Consider the following 20,594-nt stretch of genomic DNA (forward strand, 5'->3'; position numbering starts at 1 on the left):
GCGAAGCTAACTTCCTGGAGTTGATGGTGACCAACGGTTCTGTACGTCTCGTTCCTGCTCAGCTCGGCGTGTGGGCCGCCGAGGAGGTGTCACCACAGGCTGACGCGTTCCTGATCTCGCAGGTCGTGTGGCTGGACGGGGTGGTCGACGTCGCCTTGCTGCAGCAGGCACTCGCCGTCGCCGGCGCAGAGGCGGATGTGCTGCGGCTGCGGCTGCACGGTGGTTCCGGAGGCGATCCGGTCCTGGCTCCCGGTGGAGACATGCCGTGGGTGCGAGTGTCAGACATTGCGTCGAGTGATGACGCCATCCGGGCCGGGGCACTGGCACGGTGCCGTGGGCTGGCGGGGCAGGAAGAGCGGTTCACGGCCGGGTCGGTGCTGCATCCTCGGACAGCGGGGGGCTGGGCCTGGGAGTTCTTCGTCCACCATGTGTTTTTGGACGCCTACGGGCTGGGTTTGTTCACCCGTCGGGTTGCCGAGGTGTACTCCGCGCTGGCAGAGAGGACGACGGTCCCCGAACGATGGTTCGGGGTGTACGCCGACCTTGTCGACGCTCTCGACGCAGGCACCGGCGACTCCGCGGACTTCTGGCGGAAACGGCTGGCACAGGCCGAAGACGGCAGCGGGGCCCGGGGCGGGACGTCGGCCGGGACCCAGGGGAACGCACGGTTCTTCCTGACCGACGCCCGGGCCGGGCTCGTCCTGGAGGACGACGTGACGGCGGCGCTCGATCGCCTGGCCCGGTCGGCGCGGGTTTCGTGGTCGGACGTGGTGCTGGCGGCGTGGGGTCTGTTCACCGCCGCTCGTCAGGGGCGGGACCTGTTCGCGGTCCGCCTGCCCCAGATGAACCGGCAGGGCCCGGCAGCCCTGAGAACCCCCGCCATGCTGGTTGGTTCAGTACCGGTGGTGTTGCGGGTCGATCCGGCGCAGTCGGTGGCGCAGTTCGTGAGCCGGGTGCGCGGTGAGGCCCGTGAGCTGGTCCGTCACGGCGTGGCCGCCGAGGAGGAACTGGCGCGGCTCTGGCCGGCCGGGGTCGAGGAGTACTACGCGCTCCCCCAGCTGAACTTCAAGGCCTTCGACTACCGGTACTCGTTCGCGCAGGTGACGGGCCGGCAGGAGACGATCGCCAACGGCCCGGTGGGCCACTGGGACATGATGGTCTACCGGGACGCGGTGCACGGTTTCCGGTTCGATCTGGCCTCCAGCGACCCGGCCCTGACGTCCGGGGCGGTACCGGAATTCCTCTCCGACTTCATCGTTTTCCTCACCCGGCTGGCCACGGCGGACCCCGGGCAGCGCGTGTCGAGCCTGCGTGTGCTGCCCGAACGCGACCAGGTCGACCTGGCGCAGTGGCGCAGTGGCCCGACGGTCGAGGTGCCCGCCCACAACCTGGACGACCTGGTGCAGGCGCAGGCGCGCGCCACCGCAGCCGGCACGGCCCTGGTCGACGAGGACGGCCACGGCCTGTCGTATGCCGAGTTCGACCATCAGGTCAACGCTTTGGCCCAGGTGATGGTCGAACGCGGCGTGCGGACAGGAGATCGCGTTGCCGTCCTTCTGCCCCGCACCACCCGCCTGGTCGTCACTCTGGCCGCCGTGCTGCGGGCCGGTGCCGCCTACGTGCCGATCGACCCGGAGTACCCGGTGGACCGGGTCATCGCGATCCTCCAGGACGCCACCCCCACTCTCCTGGTCACCGACACCGCTCACGCGGCCCGGGCTGCCGGCAGCCGCACGCCGGAGCACGACGTGAGCGTTCTCGTGCTGGACGCCGACTCCGCCATGGCCTCGGCCGGTGACGTATCGGCGCCCTCACGGGACCGGCCGGTGACCGGTGCGGACACGGCCTACGTCATTTTCACCTCCGGTACCACCGGCCGCCCCAAGGGCGTATCCGTCAACCACCGCGCGATCATCAACCGCCTGGTGTGGATGCGTGACGCCTACGCCGTCGGGCCAGGAGACCGGGTCCTGCAGAAAACACCCGACGCATTCGACGTATCAGTCTGGGAATTCTTCCTGCCCCTGATCACCGGCGCCACACTCGTGGTGGCCCGCGACGGCGGGCACAAAGACCCGGTGTACCTGGCGCAGGTGATCGAGCAGCACCAGGTGACGATCGCGCACTTCGTCCCCTCCATGCTCACCGCGTTCCTGACCTCCGACCCCGACCCGGCCAGGCTCTCCTCCCTACGCCAGATCTTCTTCTCCGGCGAGGCCCTCCCAGCCACCGCAGCCACCCAGGCCCACACCCTGTTCACCACAGCCGACCTGCACAACCTCTACGGACCCACCGAAGCCGCCGTCGACGTCACCGCCCACCCGGTCGAACCCACCAACCTCACCGGTACGGTTGTTGTCCCCATCGGACGACCGGTCCAGAACACCACCACCCTCGTCCTGGACACCTGGCTACGACCCGTCGCCCCCGGCGTCATCGGAGAGCTCTACCTCGGCGGAGTACAAATCGCCGACGGCTACCTCAACCAGAGCGCCCTGAGCGCCCAGCGGTTCGTCGCCGACCCGTTCGCCGCCGACGGCTCCCGCCTCTACCGCACCGGCGACCTGGTCCGCTGGAACCACCACGGCCACCTCGAATACCTCGGCCGCAGTGACGACCAGATCAAAATCCGCGGCTTCCGGATCGAACTCGACGAAATCCGCAACGCCCTGGAAACCCACCCCGACATCACCGCCGCCGCAGTCCTGGCCCACCACCACCCCGCCGGCGGCACCTACCTCGCCGCCTACCTCACCACCGACACCAGCGACGAAAACGACGCTGCCCAGACCAGCGTCACCGATGCCCAGGACGCGAGCCTGCCCGAAAGGGCCCGTCAGCACGTAGCCGCCATCCTGCCCGACTACATGGTCCCGACCGTCCTCACCGTCCTGGACACCCTCCCCACCACCCCCAACGGAAAACTCGACCGACGCGCCCTACCCACACCCAACCTCACCACCACCACAGGAAAAGCCCCCACCAGCACCACCGAAACCCTCCTCGCCGACATCTTCACCGACGTCCTCCATCTCCCCACCGACACACCCCTCTCGGTGGAGGACGACTTCTTCCTGCTGGGTGGGCATTCGTTGCTGGCGACCCGAGTCGTGGCGCGCGCCAACGCGGTTCTAGGTACGGCCCTGACCTTGCGTGAGGTGTTCGAAGCCTCCAGCGTCCAGGCGCTGGCCGCTGTGGTCGACCGGTATCTGGCCGACGTGGAAGGCGGTACGCCCCGGGTGGGACAGGTGCCCCGCCCCGCGGTGCTGCCGGTCTCGTACGGGCAGCAGTCGTTGTGGTTGATCGAGCAGTTGGGCGGCCCGGGCGGCCGGTACGTGGTACCGATGGTCCTGCGCCTGAGCGGCGACGTGGATCCGGACCCTCTGATGCACGCCCTTCGCGACGTCATCATCCGGCACGAGGCGCTGCGCACGGTCATCGTGGAGAACGAGGGCCGGCTCAGCCAGCGCATCCTCAGCCCCGAGCAGGCGATCACCCGGCTGTCGGTGCTCACGGCCGACCTGTCCGGCGACAGTCAGCATTCCCCCGGCGCAACGGTGGACGCCTGGGTCGCCGGGGTGGTGCAACGCGAGTTCGATCTGGGTCGGGACGTCCCGATCCGCGCCGGGTTGCTGCGGGTGGACGCCGAGGAGTGGGTTCTCGTGCTGGCCGTGCACCATCACGCGGTGGACGACTGGTCGTTCCCGTCCCTGCTGGGAGACCTGTCCCTCGCCTACCGATCCCGCAGCGGCGGGCAGGCCCCGCACTGGGCGCCCCTGCCGGTGCAGTACGCCGACTATGCCGTGTGGCAGCGCGCGGCGCTCGGCGACGCGGAAGACCCCAGGTCCCGTCTCGGGACCGACCTGGCCTACTGGCGTGCGGTTCTAGCGGAGGCCCCGCAGGAGTCCACCATCACGCTGGACCGGCCGCGCCCGGTGGATCCGACCCACCACGGGGTCGACCTGACCTTCACCGTCGGCGAGGCCACGGTGCAGCGCCTGCGGCAGGTGGCCGCCGATCAGGGCGTGACGATGTTCATGATCGCGCACGCGGCGACCGCGGTGGCGGCATCGGTGCTGGGCGCGGGCAACGACGTGGTGATCGGCTCACCGATCGGTGGACGCACGCAGGACGGGCTCGAGGACCTGGTCGGGTACTTCGTCAACACGCTGCCGTTGCGTCACCGCCTGGACCCCCGGCACACGCTGCCCGATCTACTCCAGGCCACCAAAGTCACTGTGCTAGAGGGTTTCGCCCATCAGGAAGCGCCGTTCGAGGAGATCGCCAGGGTCGCCGGGGTGGAACGGGCGGCCAACCGCAACCCGCTGTTCCAGATCATGCTCACCCACACTGTCGGCACGGCTGGTCACGGGCTGGACCTGCCCGGTGTGAGGGTGGCCCCGGGCCATCAGACCCTGGCCGCGGTCAAGACCGACCTCGATCTGTATCTGGAGGACGACTCCCTCCAGTTCCGCGGGCTCCTCACCTACGCCACCGACGTCCTGGACCCTGCCAGTGCCGAACGCTTCGTCCGGACCCTGACCGCGGTCCTGGACGCCATCGCCCAGGAGAACTCCGGGCCCGAAACGGTTCTGGCGGATCTGCACCTGCTCACCGGTGCCGACCTGGCGCGGCTACGCACGTGGTCGGCCGGCCCCCACGCCGACCCGCCGCACCCCACCCTCGACGCCTGGCTGCACACCCAGGCCATCACCCATGCGTCCCGGACCGCGCTCATCGACACCCCGACCGGCGAGCGGCTGAGCTACCGTGACCTCGACACCCGCGCGAACGCTCTGGCGCACCTGCTCATCGACCGCGGCGTCCAGGTCGGGGACCGGGTCGCGGTACTCCTGCCCCGCTCCCCCGAGCAGGTCGTCACCCTGACCGCCGTCCTGAGGGCCGGCGCCGCCTACGTCCCCATCGATCCCGGGCACCCCCACCACCGCATCACCGCCATCCTTCGCGACGCCGCCCCCGCCCTTCTGGTCACCACCGGCGCCACGCACACGGAGGTGACGGAGGTCGCCGACCGCGTGCTGCTGCTGGACTCCGAGGCCACCCGCACGACTCTGGCCGCCGAACGAGGGCTTCCCGAGCTGTCCCGCCCCCTGACCGGCCAGGACACCGCCTACGTCACCTTCACCTCCGGTACCACCGGACGGCCCAAGGGTGTGGCTCTCAGCCACCGGGCGCTGGTCAACCGGCTCCACTGGGGTAACCGAACTCTCGCCCTGGGGACCACCAGCGTCGCCCTGTCCAAGACCGGTCTCGGCTTCATCGACGCCTGCACCGAACTCTTCGGTCCCCTCACCGCCGCCGCCACCACCGTCGTCGTCCCCGACCCCGACGCCCGTGACAGCACCGCCCTCACCGAGGCCGTCCACCAGCACGGCGCCACCCACCTCCTGAGCATCCCCAGCCTCACCGAAGTCCTTCTGGATCACGCCACCTCGACACCACAGACCGCAGCGGCACTGGCCGGTCTGCGCCACTGGACGTCGTCCGGTGAGACCCTCACCCCTCATCTGCTCACCGCGATGACCCGGGCCACACCGGCCACCACGATCCACAACTTCTACGGCAGCACCGAAATCACCGGCGACGCGACCTGCGCCGCCCTGAGCCCGACGGACGGTCATCGCAACGTCATCGGCCGGCCGGTGGCCAACATGTCGGTGGCCGTGCTGGACTCGTGGTTGCGACCGGTGGCCCCCGGCGTGATGGGTGAGCTGTACCTGGGTGGCGTCCAGGTCGCGGACGGCTATCTGGGGCAGCCCGGGCTCAGCGCGCAGCGGTTCGTGGCCGATCCGTTCGCCGTCGACGGCTCGCGGCTGTACCGCACCGGCGACCTAGCGCGCTGGAACGACGACGGGAACCTGGAGTACCTGGGCCGGGCCGACGACCAGGTCAAGATCCGGGGCTTCCGGATCGAGCTCGAGGAGATCCGCAACGTCCTGGAATCCCATCCGCAGGTGACCGGCGCCGCGGTGCTGGCCTACGACCACCCGGCCGGTGGCACCTACCTCGCCGCCTACGTCACCGGCCCGGACGATCCCGGGCTCACCGGTGCGCTGAAGGATTTCGCCCAGGCACGCCTGCCCGAGTACATGGTGCCGACGGTGTTCACCGTACTGGCAGCCTTCCCGCTCACGGTGAACGGGAAGCTGGACCGACGGGCGCTACCGGAACCGGACCTGGGCGCCCCGACCGGTGCCACGAACGGCACCGGCCGCGGGCCGGTCACCGCGACCCAGATCGCGCTGGCCAGGATCTTCGCGGAGGTCCTGAATCTCCCGGCCGACCTGTCCGTCTCGCTCGACGACGACTTCTTCCACCTGGGCGGTCACTCCCTCCTGGCCTCCCGGGTCGCCGCGCGGGCCAACGCCGTTCTGGGCACCCGCCTGAGCCTTCGCGAGATTTTCGAGGCACCGACCGTCGAAGCCCTGGCGGCTGTTGCCGAGCGTGGACTCGCCGCCAGCGGGACCCGCAATCGGGCCGGGCGCAACGCTTCTTCGGTCCCGGCCCTGAGGGAGGTCACCCGCCCGGATGATCTGCCCGCCTCCTACGGCCAGCAGGCCCTGTGGCTCAGCGAGCAGATCGACTCCTCCGGCTTCTACCGGACCGGTGAGGTTCTCCAGGTCCAGGAGACGGCGGACATCGGCGCGCTCCAGCGCGCGATCACGCGCCTTCGGGAGAGGCACGAGTCGCTGCGCACCACCTTCGTCCTGGACGAGACCGGAACGCTCCGGCAGGTGGTGCACGAGGAGATTCCCGGGTCCGAGGCCCTGCACGTCGTCACCACTACGGGCCCCTCCCTGGGCGCGTTCGTCGAGGAACTGTTCGCCGAGCCGCTGGATCCGGCCACCGGGTTCGGCCTTCGCTTCACCCTGGTGCGTTCACCGGAGCGGGAGTTGCTCATCGCGCACGGCCACCACCTGGTCACCGACGAGCAGTCCGGGCGCCCGCTCATCGACGATCTCGACGCCCTGTACCGTCAGGAACTCGGACGCTCCGCTCCCGTACGGCCCGACCTGGCGCTCCAGTACGGTGATTTCGCCACCTGGCACCGGATCGTCCTGGGTGAGCGCGATGATCCAGGATCTCGTTTCACCGCGGATCTGGCCTACTGGAAAGACGTCCTTGCGGACCTGCCGGAGCAGACGCCGCTGCCCTTCGACACGCCTCGGTCGACAACCTCGACGCGCACCCTCGGATCCGCCCGGGCCGACCTGTCAGCCCAGGAGTCAGGCGATCTGAGCGCCCTCCTGGCCGACCTGGCCGTCACCCCCCTGCAGGCGCTGATCTCCGCCTTCTCCCTGGCGTTGTGGGACGAGGGCGCCGGCCGCGCCGTTGCGGTGGGAACCCCGGTGAACCTCCGGGACGACCCGGCGCTGGCCGATCTCATCGGCTACTTCGTCAACACCGTCGTGATCCGCGCCGACATCGACGAGAGCCTGCCGTGGAAGGACCTGCTGCGCTCGTCGCGCGACCGCACGATCGCCGCCCTGGAACACAAGCTCGTGCCGTTCGAGAGTGTGGTGGAGCACCTCGCACCGCGACGTCGCCCGGGGGTCACCCCGCTCTTCCAGACCATGGCGGTGTTCTTCGACGCTCCCCCGCCGAGCACGGACGAGGCACGCCTGCTGACCCCCTACCAGGTGGACGACGAGCAGTCCGGAAACACCCCGGCCGAGGCCCTGTTCGACCTGGTAATCAGTATCGAACGGGCCCGTGACGGCCACTTCGAACTGGTCCTCGAGGGCGTGCGGGAGCTGTTTGCGCAGTCCACGATCGCCCGGGTCATCGAGCGCACGCGCTCCTTCCTGATGTGGGGCACACGGCACCCGCACCTGCCGCTCGAGCACCTCGTGCAGCTGGTTCGCGTCGGTCTCCCCCCGCAGGACCTGCTGCCGCGCGAGTCCGTCTGGACCGTGCACCTGCCGCAGTTCGTACCGGCCGACGCGCACCTGTGGCAGGCTGCTGCCGATCAGCTGGCGATGTCGTTCGGGAACGACGGCTCCCGGGGGCTGCCGGTCCTCAGCATCGACGACGCGGGCCAGGGACGGCTGGCCGCCGACGGCTCGCAGAACCCCGAATCGCTCGACACCCTGGCCGAACTCGCAGCAGGCCTGGTGGCCGGCTACCGGGACGGCACCGTCCTGCGGATCGGCCCCGCATCCGCCGACCCCTCCGCCGGGGCGCTCGGCGACCTGCCGGGCCTGCTGAACGACCCGTTCTGGAGTGACTGGGTCGACGAGGTCGCCGAGGCCGACCCGGTGACGTTGCCGGCCGGAGAGACCGTCTCGCCGATCGGGCTGGCCACGACCCACGCCCAGGTGCTCGACCCCGGATCCGGGGGCCGGGCGCGGGCCACGGTTGTCGCGGCCGTCTGCCGGGCACTCCCCCTGGACGGCGAGGGTGATCTCGTCGTAGCTCTCGAACAGCCCCGGACCTGGCAGCAGGCCGGGAGTTTCATCACGGTGATCGACGGCGAGTCGCTGTCCCGGGTCCGGACCACCACGGCGCAGGATGCCCCGGCGACGGTGGAACCGCTCCTGGACTGGAGCCCGGCCCGCGCGGACGAGTACAGCGCGCTGATCTCAGATCCGGCCCTGGCCCGGTTCTTCGACGATGTTCCGGCCGCCACGGTGCGGATCGGTGTCTTCGAGACCGACTCCCACGTGCCGTCGTCCCTGCCGGGCGACACCCCCGACGGGATCGAGGTGTCCGTACGCGTCCTGATCGCCCGTAGCGGTGGTCCCGAACGCCGGGTCATCGTCCAGGTCACGGTGGTTCCCGGAATCGCCCTCGATCCAGGCGAGATCGCCCACCGCATCGCGCACGACATCGGCCGCACCGGCGTGCCCTCGTCGGCTTCCGGCAGAAGGGCCGGGCCCAGCCTTCAGCGGGTCAGCCGACTGCCCCTGTCGGGGGCGGAGGTCGGGCGTATCCGCAAGCGCTACGGCGCCGATGCGGAGATCCTGCCGCTCTCACCGTTGCAGAGCGGACTTCTCTACCACATCCTGCGGGCTCGCGAGACCGGCGACCACAACGCCTACATCTCCCAGATCTGTTACGACCTCACGGGAACCGTCGAGGTGGAGCAGCTCGGCGAAGCGATCCGCACGGCGTTGCGCCGGCACCCGAACGTCCGAGCGGCCTTCGTCTCCGGTGCCGAGGGAGAGGTCCAGGTCATCCCGGCGCTGCGGGAGATTCCCTACCGCGTGGTGCGACGCACCGAATGGGCGCCCGCGTACGACGACCTCGCCGCCTTCCTCGACCGGGAGCGGGAAGAGCCGTTCGAGCACGAGGAGCCGCCGCTGCTGCGGTTCGCCCTGATCGAGCGCGGCGAGGGTGCCTGGAGCCTGGCGATGACGGCCGAGCACATTCTCATGGACGGCTGGTCGCTGTACGCGTTCCTGGGTGAGGTGCTCGACCTCTACACCGACCCGGGCTACGCCGACCGGGTGGCCCCGGCCTCCTTCCGCAGCTATCTCGACTGGGTCGCCGACCGCGACCCGCAGACCGCCGAGCAGGCCTGGTCGCAGTATCTGGACGATCTGGAGAGCCCTTCGATCCTCTGGCCGGCCGGCGGGGACCTCACCGCCGCCCGGGCGGACACCGGTGACCTCTACCGCGATCTGGAGCCGGCTCACGCGGTCGCGGTGTTCGCCGCGGCCCGGGCGGCGGGCACCACGGTCGGTACGGTGCTGCAGGTCGCCTGGGCGATCACCCTGGGCCGCCTGATCGGTAACGGGGACGTCGTCTTCGGTAACAACGTCTCGGGCCGGCCGCCGGAGCTGCCCGACGCCGAACGGATCATCGGGCTGCTCTTCAACACCCTGCCGTTCCGGGTGCGGCTGAACCCGTTCGAGACGGTCGAGGCGCTCCTGCGGCGGGTGCAGCACGAGCAGTCCCTCGTCGTCGAGTACTCCTACACCGCCCTGACCGATATCCAGAAGAGCGTCGGCCTGGGTACCCTGTTCGACACTCTGTTCGTGGTGCAGAACCTCGGCTTCGAGGGTGAGGACGAGAGCGGCGACTCCGACTTCGGGGTCACCGGGGACTCCTCCAACGACGCCACGCACTATCCGGTGACGTTCGCGGTGAACCCGTGGGAGTCGGACGGGGGCGCCGGGGTCGGCATCCGGTTGTCCTATCGTCGCGACGCCTTCGGCGACGAGGCGGCCGGAGACCTGCTCCGGCGGTTCATGCAGGTGCTGGCGTTCGTGGCCGGGCACCTGGCGGCACCGGTGGCCCAGGTGCCCGCCCTTCTGCCGGGTGAACACGACCAGGTGCTGGGTCACACCCCGGACGCGGTCCGGGCGGTGGAGGAGATCCCGGTCGGTGAGCTGCTGAACCGCCAGGTGCTGCGCTCGGCCGGGGAGACCGCGCTGGTGGCCGGAGACCGGAGGTACACGTTCGAGGAGTTCGCCGCCGAGGTGAACCGTTACGCACGAATGCTTCTGGGCCACGGGGTACGGCCCGAGCACCGGGTGGCGCTGCTGCTGCCGCGCGACGAACGGATGATCATCGCGATGTTCGCGGTCTTCGCCGTGGGCGCCGCCTACGTGCCGGTGGACGCCGAACACCCCGACGAGCGCATCGGTTACATGCTCGACGACACGCGTCCCACGGTCACCCTCGTCACCGATCGCGACGTGGCGCGGGTCAGTGTGGCCGGGTACGTGGTCAATCTCGACGACCCGAAGGTCACCGATCAGCTGGCCGGCCTCGACGCCGGTGCGATCACGGCGGCCGAGCGCGGTGGGGAGATCTCCCTCGATCATCTCGCCTACGTCATCTTCACCTCCGGCTCGACCGGGCGCCCCAAGGGCGTCGCGGTCGGGTACCGCGGCCTGACGAACATGTACGCCAACCACGTGGAGAAGATCTTCGACCGGGTCACCCGGCATCAGGGCGGGCGGCGGATGCGGATCGCCCACACCACGTCGTTCTCGTTCGACGCCTCCTGGGAACAGCTGTTCTGGCTGCTGAACGGGGACGAGGTGCACGTCATCGACGAGGAACTGCGCCGCGAGCCGCGCCGGCTGCTGGAGCACTACGACCGGGAGCGGATCGACGGGTTCGACGTCACCCCGTCCTACGGCCAGCTGCTCGTCGACGAAGGTCTGCTCGAGCGCGAGCGTCCCTCGGGCCGGTCGGTGTCGGCCACCGCGGCCGGGGTGGTGTTCGTTTCGCTGGGCGGTGAGGCGGTCCCGGAACGACTCTGGCAGCAGCTGCGCGAGGCGCCCGGCGTGGAGTCCTACAACCTCTACGGGCCGACCGAGTACACGATCAACGCCCTCGGCGCCGACCTGGCCGACAGCCCGACCTCGAGCGTGGGCCGGCCGATCTTCAACACCCGGGCCTACATCCTCGACGAGAACCTCCAGCCGGCGCTGCCGGGGGTGCCCGGCGAGCTGTACCTGGCCGGGGCCGGGACCGCTCGCGGCTACTGGGACCAGTCCGGTCTCACCGCCGAACGATTCGTGGCGTGCCCGTGGGAGCCCGGGCAGCGGATGTACCGCACCGGCGACCTGGCGCGCTGGAGCGCCGAGGGGAACATCGACTATCTGGGCCGCACCGACGACCAGGTGAAGATCCGCGGCTACCGGATCGAGCCGGGTGAGGTCGCGGACGTCCTGAGCGCGGACCCCCTGGTGGCGCGGGCCGCGGTGGTGGTGCGTCAGGACGAGAGTGGTTCGCCCCAGCTGTTCGGTTACGTGGTTGCCGTGGCCGGGTCAGGCCCGGACGTGGACCTGGACGCGATCCGCGCCCGGGCCCGGGAAGCTCTGCCCGACTACATGATCCCCGCCGGGATCGCCGCGGTGGCCGACATCCCGCTGACCGTGAACGGCAAGGTCGACGCCCGGGCGCTCCCGGTGATCGAGACCACCGGCACCGACTACACCGAACCGGCGACTGCGCACGAGAAGGTGGTCGCCGCGGCCGTGGCCGACCTGGTCGGGGCCACCCGGATCTCGGCGAGCGCGAACTTCTTCGATGTGGGCGGCAATTCGCTGCTGGCCATGCGGTTGATCGCCCGGTTGCACCGGGACACCGGGCGCGACCTGATGGTCAAGGATGTCTTCGCCCGGCAGACCGTCAGGGAGCTGGCGGGTCTGCTGTCCGAGGGCCAGGGCGGCGAGATCGACGTGGCTTCGGCGATTCTCGTTCCGTTGCGGGAGCCGGTGCAGGGACGGGTCCTGTTCTGCATCCACGAGTACAACGGCTTCGCCAGCATCTATTCCCGCCTGCTGCCGGGCGTTCCTGCGCGGTGGGGGGTCTACGGCCTGCAGGATCCGGTGCATGGCGGCAGTGATGTCGTCATCTCCGATTTCGCGCACCTGGTGGCCCTGTACGTGGATGCGATCGTGTCCGTGCAGCCGAGTGGGCCCTATGACGTCCTGGGCTGGTCCTACGGCGGGCACATCGCTTTCGGTGTGGCCCAGGAGTTGCGGCGGCGGGGGCTGGAGGTGGCGACGCTGACGGTCGTGGATGCCATTCCCACGGCGGAAGGTCCGCTGCGGGACGATGAGAACATCCTGCCCGCCGGGGCCTCCCCCGAGCGCATCGTCAACGATCCGGCTCTGCACGAGGAGTTCCTGAAGCGGTTCCTGGCCCGGGAGGCGCGCGCCCTGCAGCTGGAGGACGACGAGCTGGACGATCTCGGCGCCCAGCAGAAGCGTGCGTGGGCGATTTCGGGCATGCGGTCGGAGTCGATGACGACTCGGCCGACCGCAGGTGTTTTCGAGGGCCCGGCCCTGTTGGTCGCAGCTACCGAGGACCGGCCGGAGCTGGGCTACGGCGAGAAGCTCGAGGGCATGTGGCGGCCGTTCCTGCCCCAGGCACGGAGGGTGGATGTGGACGCGACGCACCGCGCGCTGCTGGACGAGGGCGTCCTGGAACGCTGGCTGCCCGCGGCGCGTGAGTTTCTGCTGACCGCCCCACTGGCACCCGATCAGACATCCGAGAAGGAGACGAAGTGAGCATCACCAACGAACAGGTCCTGGCCGACATCGCGGAGCTGCTGAACGTGGAGCCCGGTGACGTGGACGCCGAGATGGACCTGCGCGATCAGGGCATCGATTCGATCCGGATCATGGAGCTGGTCGAGCGCTGGCGGGGGGCCGGTGTCGAGAAGGTCGACTTCATCGTGCTGGCCGAGGATCAGCGTCTGTCGCGGTGGCTCCAGGTGCTGGCGGATCTGCAGCAATCGAGATGAAAAGTTTGCTTAGCCTTACCTAACTTGAGGCTAGTCTTGCTCTGCCCATGTTGCGCCTCGTCGGTGAACGGTTCGCCGACGGACCAGGAGGACCCCGATGACCAAGACCCTCACCCGCAGACGGATGGCTGCCCCGGCCGCTGTACTGGTGGCACTGCTCGCCCTTGTCGGCTGCGGATCCTCCAGCGACGGTGATTCCGGCGAGTCCGGCGCCGCGGCCGGGGCGCCGGCGAGCGCCCTGATGCCCGCCGGCGAGGGCACCACCCAGTACCCCATGACACTCACGTCCCCCTGGGGCGAAACCGTTCTCGAGAAGCGGCCCGAGCGGATCGCGATCGTGACCGGCGCCAACGACATGGACAACACCCTCGCCCTCGGGGTGACGCCGGTCTTCGCCGACAAGTACATGGCCGAGTACGAGTGGGCCGCGGACGCCGGGGCCTCGAAGATCGAGAATCTCGGCGAGATCACCGATGTCATTCCCTTCGAGGCGGTCGCCGCGAGCAAGCCCGACCTGCTGATCGCCATCCAGACCGATGCCGCCTTCGTGGGTGACAGCTACAAGAAGCTCTCCCAGATCGCCCCGGTCCTGGTCGCACCGGAGACCAGCTGGGACGTCACCTGGCAGGAGTCGGTCAAGCTGATCGGCCAGACCCTCGACCTGTCCGCGAAGGCCGACGACGTGATCGCCGACGTCGAGGCGAAGGTCGCCCAGGAGAAGGCCGCCCACCCCGAGTTCAGCGGCAAGTCAATCTCGTTCGTGGAATGGCACGCCGGCATGGAGTCGCTGACCTACCGCTCGTTCACGGGTTCGGCAACCGCCGAGGTGTTCGGCGAGCTCGGCTTCGTTCCGTCCGAGGCCGCCTCCCAGTTCTCACGCGACAGCCTGCTGGTCAGTAAGGAGAACTACAGCAAGCTGGACGCCGACGTCCTGATGCTCGCGGCCTCGAAGGATCTGAGCGAGGACATCCAGTCGGAGCCGGTCTTCAAGGCCATCCCGGCCGTTGCCGACGGGCGGTTCGCTCTGCTCGACACCGAGCAGGAGCCCTCAGCCGGTTGGGCGATGAGCTGGCCGTCCGCCCTGAGCCTGCCCTGGATCACCGCTCTGGTGACCCCGAAACTGGCTGACGCCGTCCAGTAGTCCCCGGTACCCAGCGGGTCCTGAGTCGGCCGGGCTGCCCCGCAGCCCGGCCGGCCATCGTCATGCCGGAAACTCCCTGCGCCGCCACGAGGAGCTCTCATGGGTGCCCCCCTTCCCCCGCTGTCCCCGCACGTCCTGACGATCTTCCTGCTGCAGATCAGCCTGCTGCTGACGGTCGCCGTGATCCTGGGGCGCCTGGCCGTCCGTCTCGGGCTGCCGGCCTTGGTCGGCGAGCTCCTGACCGGTGTCGTACTCGGCCCGTCACTGCTCGGGACGCTGGTTCCCGGCCTGTGGGACCACGTCCTGCCGGCCGGCACCGACCAGCTCCACCTGGTCGACGCCGTCGGCCAGATCGGCCTGTTGCTCCTGGTGGGCGTCACCGGGATCCAGGTCGATGTGGCGATGCTGCGCCGCCGCGGCGCCACCGGTATCCGGGTCAGCCTGGCCGGTCTGCTGCTGCCCCTGGCGCTGGGAATCGCCGCCGGTTTCGCCGTCCCGTCCTCGTTCCTGACCGACGGCACCGAGCGCGGCACGTTCGCCCTGTTCCTGGGCGTCGCGATGTGCGTCACGGCCATCCCGGTCATCGCCAAGACCCTGGCCGACCTGGGCCTTCTGCACCGCGACATCGGGCAACTAACGCTGGCCGCGGGCACCGTCGATGATGCCGTGGGCTGGTTCCTGCTCTCGGTGGTCTCGGCAGCCGCAACCACCGGGATCCGCGCCGGATCCGTCGCCCTGTCCATTCTCTACCTGATGGCGTTCTTGGCCGTAGCGCTGCTGGTCGGGCGCCCCCTGGTGGCCCGGGTGCTGACCCTGACCGGCCGCTCCTCCGACACCGGGCCCCGCGTCACCGTGAGCGTGGTGGTGATCCTCATCGGCGCGACGGCCACCCAGTCGATGGGGATGGAGGCGATGTTCGGGGCCTTCGTCGCCGGGATCCTGATCAGCCTGGCCCGCAACGACGAACCCCAGGACGACCGGCCCGGGCGCTCACTGTGGCGCGACCTGGCACCGCTGCGAACGGTCACCCTCTCCGTGTTCGCACCCATCTTCCTGGCCACCGCCGGCCTGCGGGTCGACCTCACCGCACTGGCCGACCCGGCCGTGGCCCTGGCCGCGGTCCTGTTGCTGGCGCTGGCTGTCATCGGCAAGTTCGCCGGGGCCTACGTGGGTGCCCGCAGCAGCCGCATGTCTCACTGGGAAGGCATCGCTCTCGGAGCCGGGATGAACAGCCGCGGCGTGGTCGAAGTGGTCATCGCCACCACCGGTCTGCGGTTGGGGGTCCTGTCCACCGAGACCTACACCGTCATCGTGCTGATCGCCGTCGTCACGTCGGTGATCAGTCCCCCGATCCTGCGGTTCGCGATGTCCCGTGTCGACGTCACCTCCGAGGAACAGCAGCGAGAAATCACGATGGCGCAGGGCTTCTCCTGATGGAAGCGCTCGCCGGACCAGACCCGGCAGTGATGGCTGGGCCGGCCCGGGCACCTGGCGCGGGCCCACCCCCGGCCTGCGGGTCATGCGTCTCGGCCGGGAGCGAACTCTCGACCGGAACGTCACCGTCCCACGCACCTAGGATGTGTCAGCCCGCGATCAGGCCTCCCAGATCCAGTTCCGCCGCAGGTAGACGCTCTCAAGACCGGCGCGGCGCATGTTGTTCAGAGACGATCCGCTCTCGCCCGTTTCAGCGATCACCCAGGCGCAACCCGCGTCGGCTGCCGCCCGGGCCCTGGCCGCGATCAGGGCCGACTGCGCCCCCCGACCGCGATACTCGGGCAAGGTGGCGCCGGCGTTCAGCGACGCGGCCGACCCGTGAATCAGCAGATTGCCCACAGCCACCAGCTGACCTGCGTCCCAGGCCCCGAAGGCACGGAAGGCGGGGTTGGTCACGATGGCCGCCGCCATGCTGCTGAGACCCTCCAACGGCATGCCGAAACCGTTCAGCAGCGTGGTGGCCCATTCCTGCGCGTGCTCGGCCCGGACCTCCTCCACCCGCAGGTCGCTCTTCCCGAACGTCAGGTCCTCGATCCGGCCGGCCAGCTTGTGAATCCCCGAGCCGGCCTTCAGGCCATGGGCCTCAGCCAGGTCATCCCAGTCCGGGGGCAGCAGGGCCGGTGCGATCTGAATCCCGGCCCGGACCGTCTGATGGGACCGGTAGAACGCGACCAGTTCCTCGATCAGGGCGCCGGTGACCGGCTCCTCGACCCCGAATCCCAGCGCTTTACTCCAGTAGTGGGTCGGGTCGTGGCGCATGGCCAGCGCCACCCCGCCGCCGATCCGGGCGGTGCGGATGCCGAGTTGCTCCTGCGTGGCCTGCGGGCATTCGGCCTGGTAGCGGTACATGAACTCGGCCTCGATGCCTTCGAGGACGGCAGGGGTCAGACTCTGGGGGCTCACGAAATCTCCAGACACAGATAGGGCGGTCGGGAGACAGATGCGGTCCGACTCGCCAAAGTTCACGTTCGCGGCGGCAGATTCAGGTGAAGCAGGTCACACAGGTCGCGGATGGAAGACCCGCAGCCGATCGCCGAGACCGTCCGTGAGCGAATGCACCCACAGCGCCGACGGCGGGCAGTGCGTCGGGTCTTCGGGCGGGCTGATCAGGTGCGTTTCCCAGATCACGACGTCCCGGCCGACCACCACGTCCGCCACCTCGAACCGAACGCCGTCACCGACGTCCCGGTACATCGCAAAAGTCGGGTAGTCCAGGCCGTAGGTTCGTTTGCCCTGGCCCCAGACCGTCTCGAGCGTGGGCCGGCAGATCGCGGCCATGGCCTCGGCGAACCGGCCGGTGCGACCCGCCTCCACCGTCTCCACGGCCTGACGCCGGCACACCCGGGCCACCGCGCGATGATCGTCGTACGACCGATCGGCACTCGCGCTCAGCGCCTCGCCCAGCCGGGAACGGGCATGGCTGAGGCGACTGCGGACGGTCCCGACCGGCACGTCGCACAGGGCGGCGATCTGCTCATAGGACGTGACCGCGGTGAAGTACCGCAGCATCGTGACCAACCGGTGCTCCGGCGAGAGCTGATTCAGGGCCTGCCAGACCCAGTCGCCCAAGGCGTGCTGCTCCGCCAGCCGAGCCGGATCCAGATCGTTCAGCCCCGGCAGCACGGCGTCCAGGTCACTCACGGGGACGGGCGCCCGCGAGCGCACGTGCTGGCGAGCCTGATTGAGGACGATGGTGCGAACCCATCCGCCGAAAGCCTGCGGCTCGCGTAAGTGGCCCAGACCCCGCAGAACACTGAGGCAGGAATCCTGCACCACGTCCTCGGTCTCCGGCCGGTACCCCAGCACGCCCACCGCGACCGCCAGCATCCCCGCTCGGTGCCGCTGGAGCAGCGTCCCCAGAGCGCTCGCGTCACCGCTCTGGGCGGCGAGCACGAGATCGGTGTCCGAGGGGCCGCTCATGCTCCAAGCCTCGCAGGTCCCGAACGGGCTTCGCGACGTGCCCTGACGCCCGTCGCCGATGGCCTCGAAACGAGACCGGGAGTTCTACAACGGACGATGGAAGGGCCACGGCATCAACGTCCAGGTCATCGCCGCCCCGGCCAGCTGATCTGGGTCCCCCCGCCCTGGGCGGCGGTGTCCATGACGTCAAGGGCGCCCGCACCCGCCAGATCCTGTCCGAACTGGAGACGGCCAAGGTGAGGACGTTCGCAGGCATAGCTCACCAGGGCTCACCGGCAAACGTCCGGACCCCGCTGCGAAGCCGCCGTAAGGACCAGACACCGGGAAGATGAAACCTCTTTCCACTGGCCAGAAGATCGCCATCACCGCCCACGCCCGGACCATCGGGGAACGCGCCAACGCCCAGCTGAAGAACGGGCGAATCCTGCACACGATCCGCTCAGGCCCCACGGCGCAACCAATCTCGCCAATGCCATTTAAAACCTCTACCTGGCAAGCTGATTGACCAGAATGACATCAGCTCAACGGCGGGTGAACGGAACACGGTCCGAAGCGCAGTGGCGGCTCTACCTCGCCGAATACAGCGTCGAAGTGCTGGAGAGCGCCGACGAGAACGCGAACCTGGAGATCAGCGATCAGCAACGGGCGAATCGCTGGCTCGGGTTCGACGGCGCGGATGCTGATCGGCTGGCGGAACTGGAGCGACACCTGGGTGCCGGGCTACCGCCAAGCTATCGGGCGTTCCTGGCGGTTTCTGACGGCTGGCTCCATCTCGGCCCGTTCCTGTGGATCATGCGGACCACCGGCGAGGTCGGCTGGGTCCGGGACACAGACCAGCGCCTACACAAGATTCTCCAGCGCGAGCAGGACGGATCGACGGAGCTCGCAAACCGTGCGCTGCTCATCTCGAAGGAAGGAGATGCCCAGTACTGGGTCCTCGACTCCGGCGATGTATCCGCTGACGGAGAACGGGCGGCCTACTCCTGGGCCAGCTGGTATCCGGGACTGAGCGACCGGTTCGAGTCGTTCGCTGCGCTGGTAGATCACGAACGCGCGTCGGCCAAAAACCTCAAGCGACATGATGAGCCTTCGAGCATGAAACCGAAACGAGCCACCGAGAAATCACTCTCGGAGCGAGCCGCATGGGGCTGGACCAGCTGAGCTTCGAGACAGGGATCCGATGTCATCCTGGTGAATCCGCCCGTCAGGATCAGAGTTTGGATAGCGCCGAACAGGCTGGTTAGGGCTGGAGCGGATCGCGCGCAGGATCCGCCCGTTCTTCAGCGAGGCGTTCGCCCGGCGCACGAACGCGGTTGGTGTTCGCGGCTTTCTGCCCTGCCGAGAGGCTTCATCTCGGTGTCGGGGTCATTGCATCAGCTTTGGGAACGGGTCACCAAAGGGGTAGTCGCTGGATCTCGCTTGAGGACGACAGCGGAACGGGACGATCCCCGGCTCACTGAACTGGTCGGCGAGCCGGGGATCCGGGGTCTGACGATCGGCGCCAGGGTGGCCGTAGAGATGCGCGCGAAGTAGATCCACCACATGCCCAGCGAGACGGACACCGCGCCCAAGGCTGCGATGCCGATCGCGGCCATGAACTGACGCAGGCCGAGAACACCTTTCAGCTCTTCCACGTTCACGATCCTGAGTCTTCCCCGCCGGCGCGGGCATGAGTCCAGCGCCAGCAAGGCATGCGATTGATCTACCGCGTCTTCCCCGCGATCGCGGGGGTGAGCACGCTTGACCTCGGACATGTCGGCGACTACTCCCTACTCCCGGGAGCATGCCGGACATCGCGGGCGGGGCGATGCACAACGGAGGTCCACAGGCGTCGCTGCACCCGCAGCGTGATGACGGCCGCCACCACGATGCACACCCCGTTGATCCCCAGTTGCCCGGCGGCACCCGCGGCCGTGCTGATCTGTCCGGTGGCCAGGCCCGCGGCGATATCGGCCGCGGCCGGCACGGTGGTGACGCTGATGAACACCCCGACCAGCGGGCCGGCCTTGTCCCCGGTGAGGGACAAGGTTCCCGCTACGCCGGCCAGCAGCGCGATGATCACGCTGAAGACGTCGGGGGCCGCAACGAACGAGGTCAGCGGTCGGCGCCCGTTCAGAAACTCCTCCGGCACCTGTCCGGTCACCTGAAGAAGCAGGACCCCCAGCATCGTCACGACGATCGCCAGGGCGAAGCCGATTCCCAGGGCGCGCACGGGTTCCACCGCATCCCGCCAACGCCGCCGCACGACCGCGACGGCGATCCCGGCCAGCGGAGTGAACTCCGGCCCCAGCACCATCGCCCCCACGATCAGCACCTGGCTGTCGATCAGCAGCCCCACCGCCGCAATCATCGTGGCAATCACCAGGAAGAGGTGGAACGACACCGACGTACTCCAGCGCCCCGAGGTCTCAGCAGCCAGCTGTGCCCAGACCACGGCGTCGTCTCCCTCGCCAGGAGCCTCCCGTTGCGCGCGCTCGACATCCGCCCCGATCGCCGTGTCGGCCTCAAGAACCACGATGGACCCCGAGCGCTCCAACCCCAGGCCGAGCAGGCGGGTGATCAGCCCGTCGAGAGCTTCTCTGGCCACATCGACGTGGACCAGGTCTCCGGCCGGGGACAGCGCAGCACCGGTCAGCTTCACCAGATTCGTGGTACCCGGTTCGGCCCGGACCACCGCAACGACGTCGCCCGTGATCGAGGCAGGACAGACAACCCTTAAGTGCAGCACAGCGAGCAGTATCCCCGGAAGGACGCGTACCCCGGCAAGCAACAGGAAGATTCCCCGCCCGGACGACCCGGCCGAGATGG

The 20,594-nt window shown here is 69.2% G+C and carries 9 protein-coding genes; 5 read left to right on the forward strand and 4 right to left on the reverse strand.

The features are described 5' to 3' along the window. Positions 1-26 precede the first annotated feature (26 nt). The 4 genes from QSK05_RS27150 to QSK05_RS27165 all read left to right on the forward strand — a co-directional run bounded on the left by QSK05_RS27150 (position 27) and on the right by QSK05_RS27165 (position 15,806). Positions 27-12,995: a non-ribosomal peptide synthetase gene (locus tag QSK05_RS27150; RefSeq protein ID WP_285600182.1), complete on the forward strand. Its 12,969-nt coding sequence runs from the start codon at positions 27-29 to the stop codon at positions 12,993-12,995. Continuing rightward, a complete protein-coding gene (locus tag QSK05_RS27155; protein WP_285600183.1) occupies positions 12,992-13,231 on the forward strand; it encodes a phosphopantetheine-binding protein in 240 nt (79 codons plus the stop codon). Before QSK05_RS27150 ends, QSK05_RS27155 begins: the two co-directional genes overlap by 4 nt. Positions 13,232-13,328: 97 nt before the next feature. Then, the gene (locus tag QSK05_RS27160) at positions 13,329-14,372 is read left to right on the forward strand and encodes an ABC transporter substrate-binding protein (protein ID WP_285600184.1); all 1,044 of its coding nucleotides are present in this window, start codon (positions 13,329-13,331) and stop codon (positions 14,370-14,372) included. A 99-nt stretch (positions 14,373-14,471) separates the two neighbouring features. Continuing rightward, the gene (locus QSK05_RS27165) at positions 14,472-15,806 is read left to right on the forward strand and encodes a cation:proton antiporter (RefSeq protein ID WP_285600185.1); all 1,335 of its coding nucleotides are present in this window, start codon (positions 14,472-14,474) and stop codon (positions 15,804-15,806) included. Between the two features lie 159 nt (positions 15,807-15,965). Here the strand turns inward: QSK05_RS27165 and QSK05_RS27170 are convergent, their stop codons facing one another. Together QSK05_RS27170 and QSK05_RS27175 are read right to left on the reverse strand one after the other, a co-directional pair. Then, positions 15,966-16,769, reverse strand: a complete 804-nt coding sequence (locus QSK05_RS27170) for a GNAT family N-acetyltransferase (RefSeq protein WP_285600186.1) — start codon at positions 16,767-16,769, stop codon at positions 15,966-15,968. A gap of 93 nt (positions 16,770-16,862) precedes the next feature. Further along, positions 16,863-17,786 (reverse strand): RNA polymerase sigma factor, encoded by a 924-nt coding sequence (locus QSK05_RS27175; RefSeq protein ID WP_285600187.1) that lies wholly within the window; start codon positions 17,784-17,786, stop codon positions 16,863-16,865. 531 nt (positions 17,787-18,317) lie between these two features. Between QSK05_RS27175 and QSK05_RS27180 the strand changes: the two genes are divergently transcribed. After that, positions 18,318-18,947, forward strand: coding sequence for an SMI1/KNR4 family protein (locus QSK05_RS27180; protein ID WP_285600188.1), 630 nt, complete (start codon positions 18,318-18,320; stop codon positions 18,945-18,947). A 212-nt stretch (positions 18,948-19,159) separates the two neighbouring features. On the opposite strand, the gene QSK05_RS27185 is transcribed toward QSK05_RS27180, so the two are convergent. Both QSK05_RS27185 and QSK05_RS27190 read right to left on the reverse strand, forming a co-directional pair. Continuing rightward, a complete protein-coding gene (locus tag QSK05_RS27185) occupies positions 19,160-19,540 on the reverse strand; it encodes a hypothetical protein (protein WP_285600189.1) in 381 nt (126 codons plus the stop codon). Between the two features lie 8 nt (positions 19,541-19,548). Beyond that, positions 19,549-20,514: a DUF389 domain-containing protein gene (locus QSK05_RS27190; protein ID WP_285600190.1), complete on the reverse strand. Its 966-nt coding sequence runs from the start codon at positions 20,512-20,514 to the stop codon at positions 19,549-19,551. Positions 20,515-20,594 lie beyond the last annotated feature (80 nt).

Origin of the sequence: Kineosporia sp. NBRC 101731 (assembly GCF_030269305.1) — a bacterium.
Classification (GTDB): Bacteria; Actinomycetota; Actinomycetes; order Actinomycetales; family Kineosporiaceae; genus Kineosporia.

Excerpts from the sequence above, each read along its gene's own strand:
- QSK05_RS27160 (WP_285600184.1), top strand. The coding sequence starts at position 13,329 with ATGACCAAGACCCTCACCCGCAGACGGATGGCTGCCCCGGCCGCTGTA.
- QSK05_RS27175 (WP_285600187.1), bottom strand. The coding sequence starts at position 17,786 with ATGAGCGGCCCCTCGGACACCGATCTCGTGCTCGCCGCCCAGAGCGGT.
- QSK05_RS27165 (WP_285600185.1), top strand. The coding sequence starts at position 14,472 with ATGGGTGCCCCCCTTCCCCCGCTGTCCCCGCACGTCCTGACGATCTTC.
- QSK05_RS27185 (WP_285600189.1), bottom strand. The coding sequence starts at position 19,540 with ATGTCCGAGGTCAAGCGTGCTCACCCCCGCGATCGCGGGGAAGACGCG.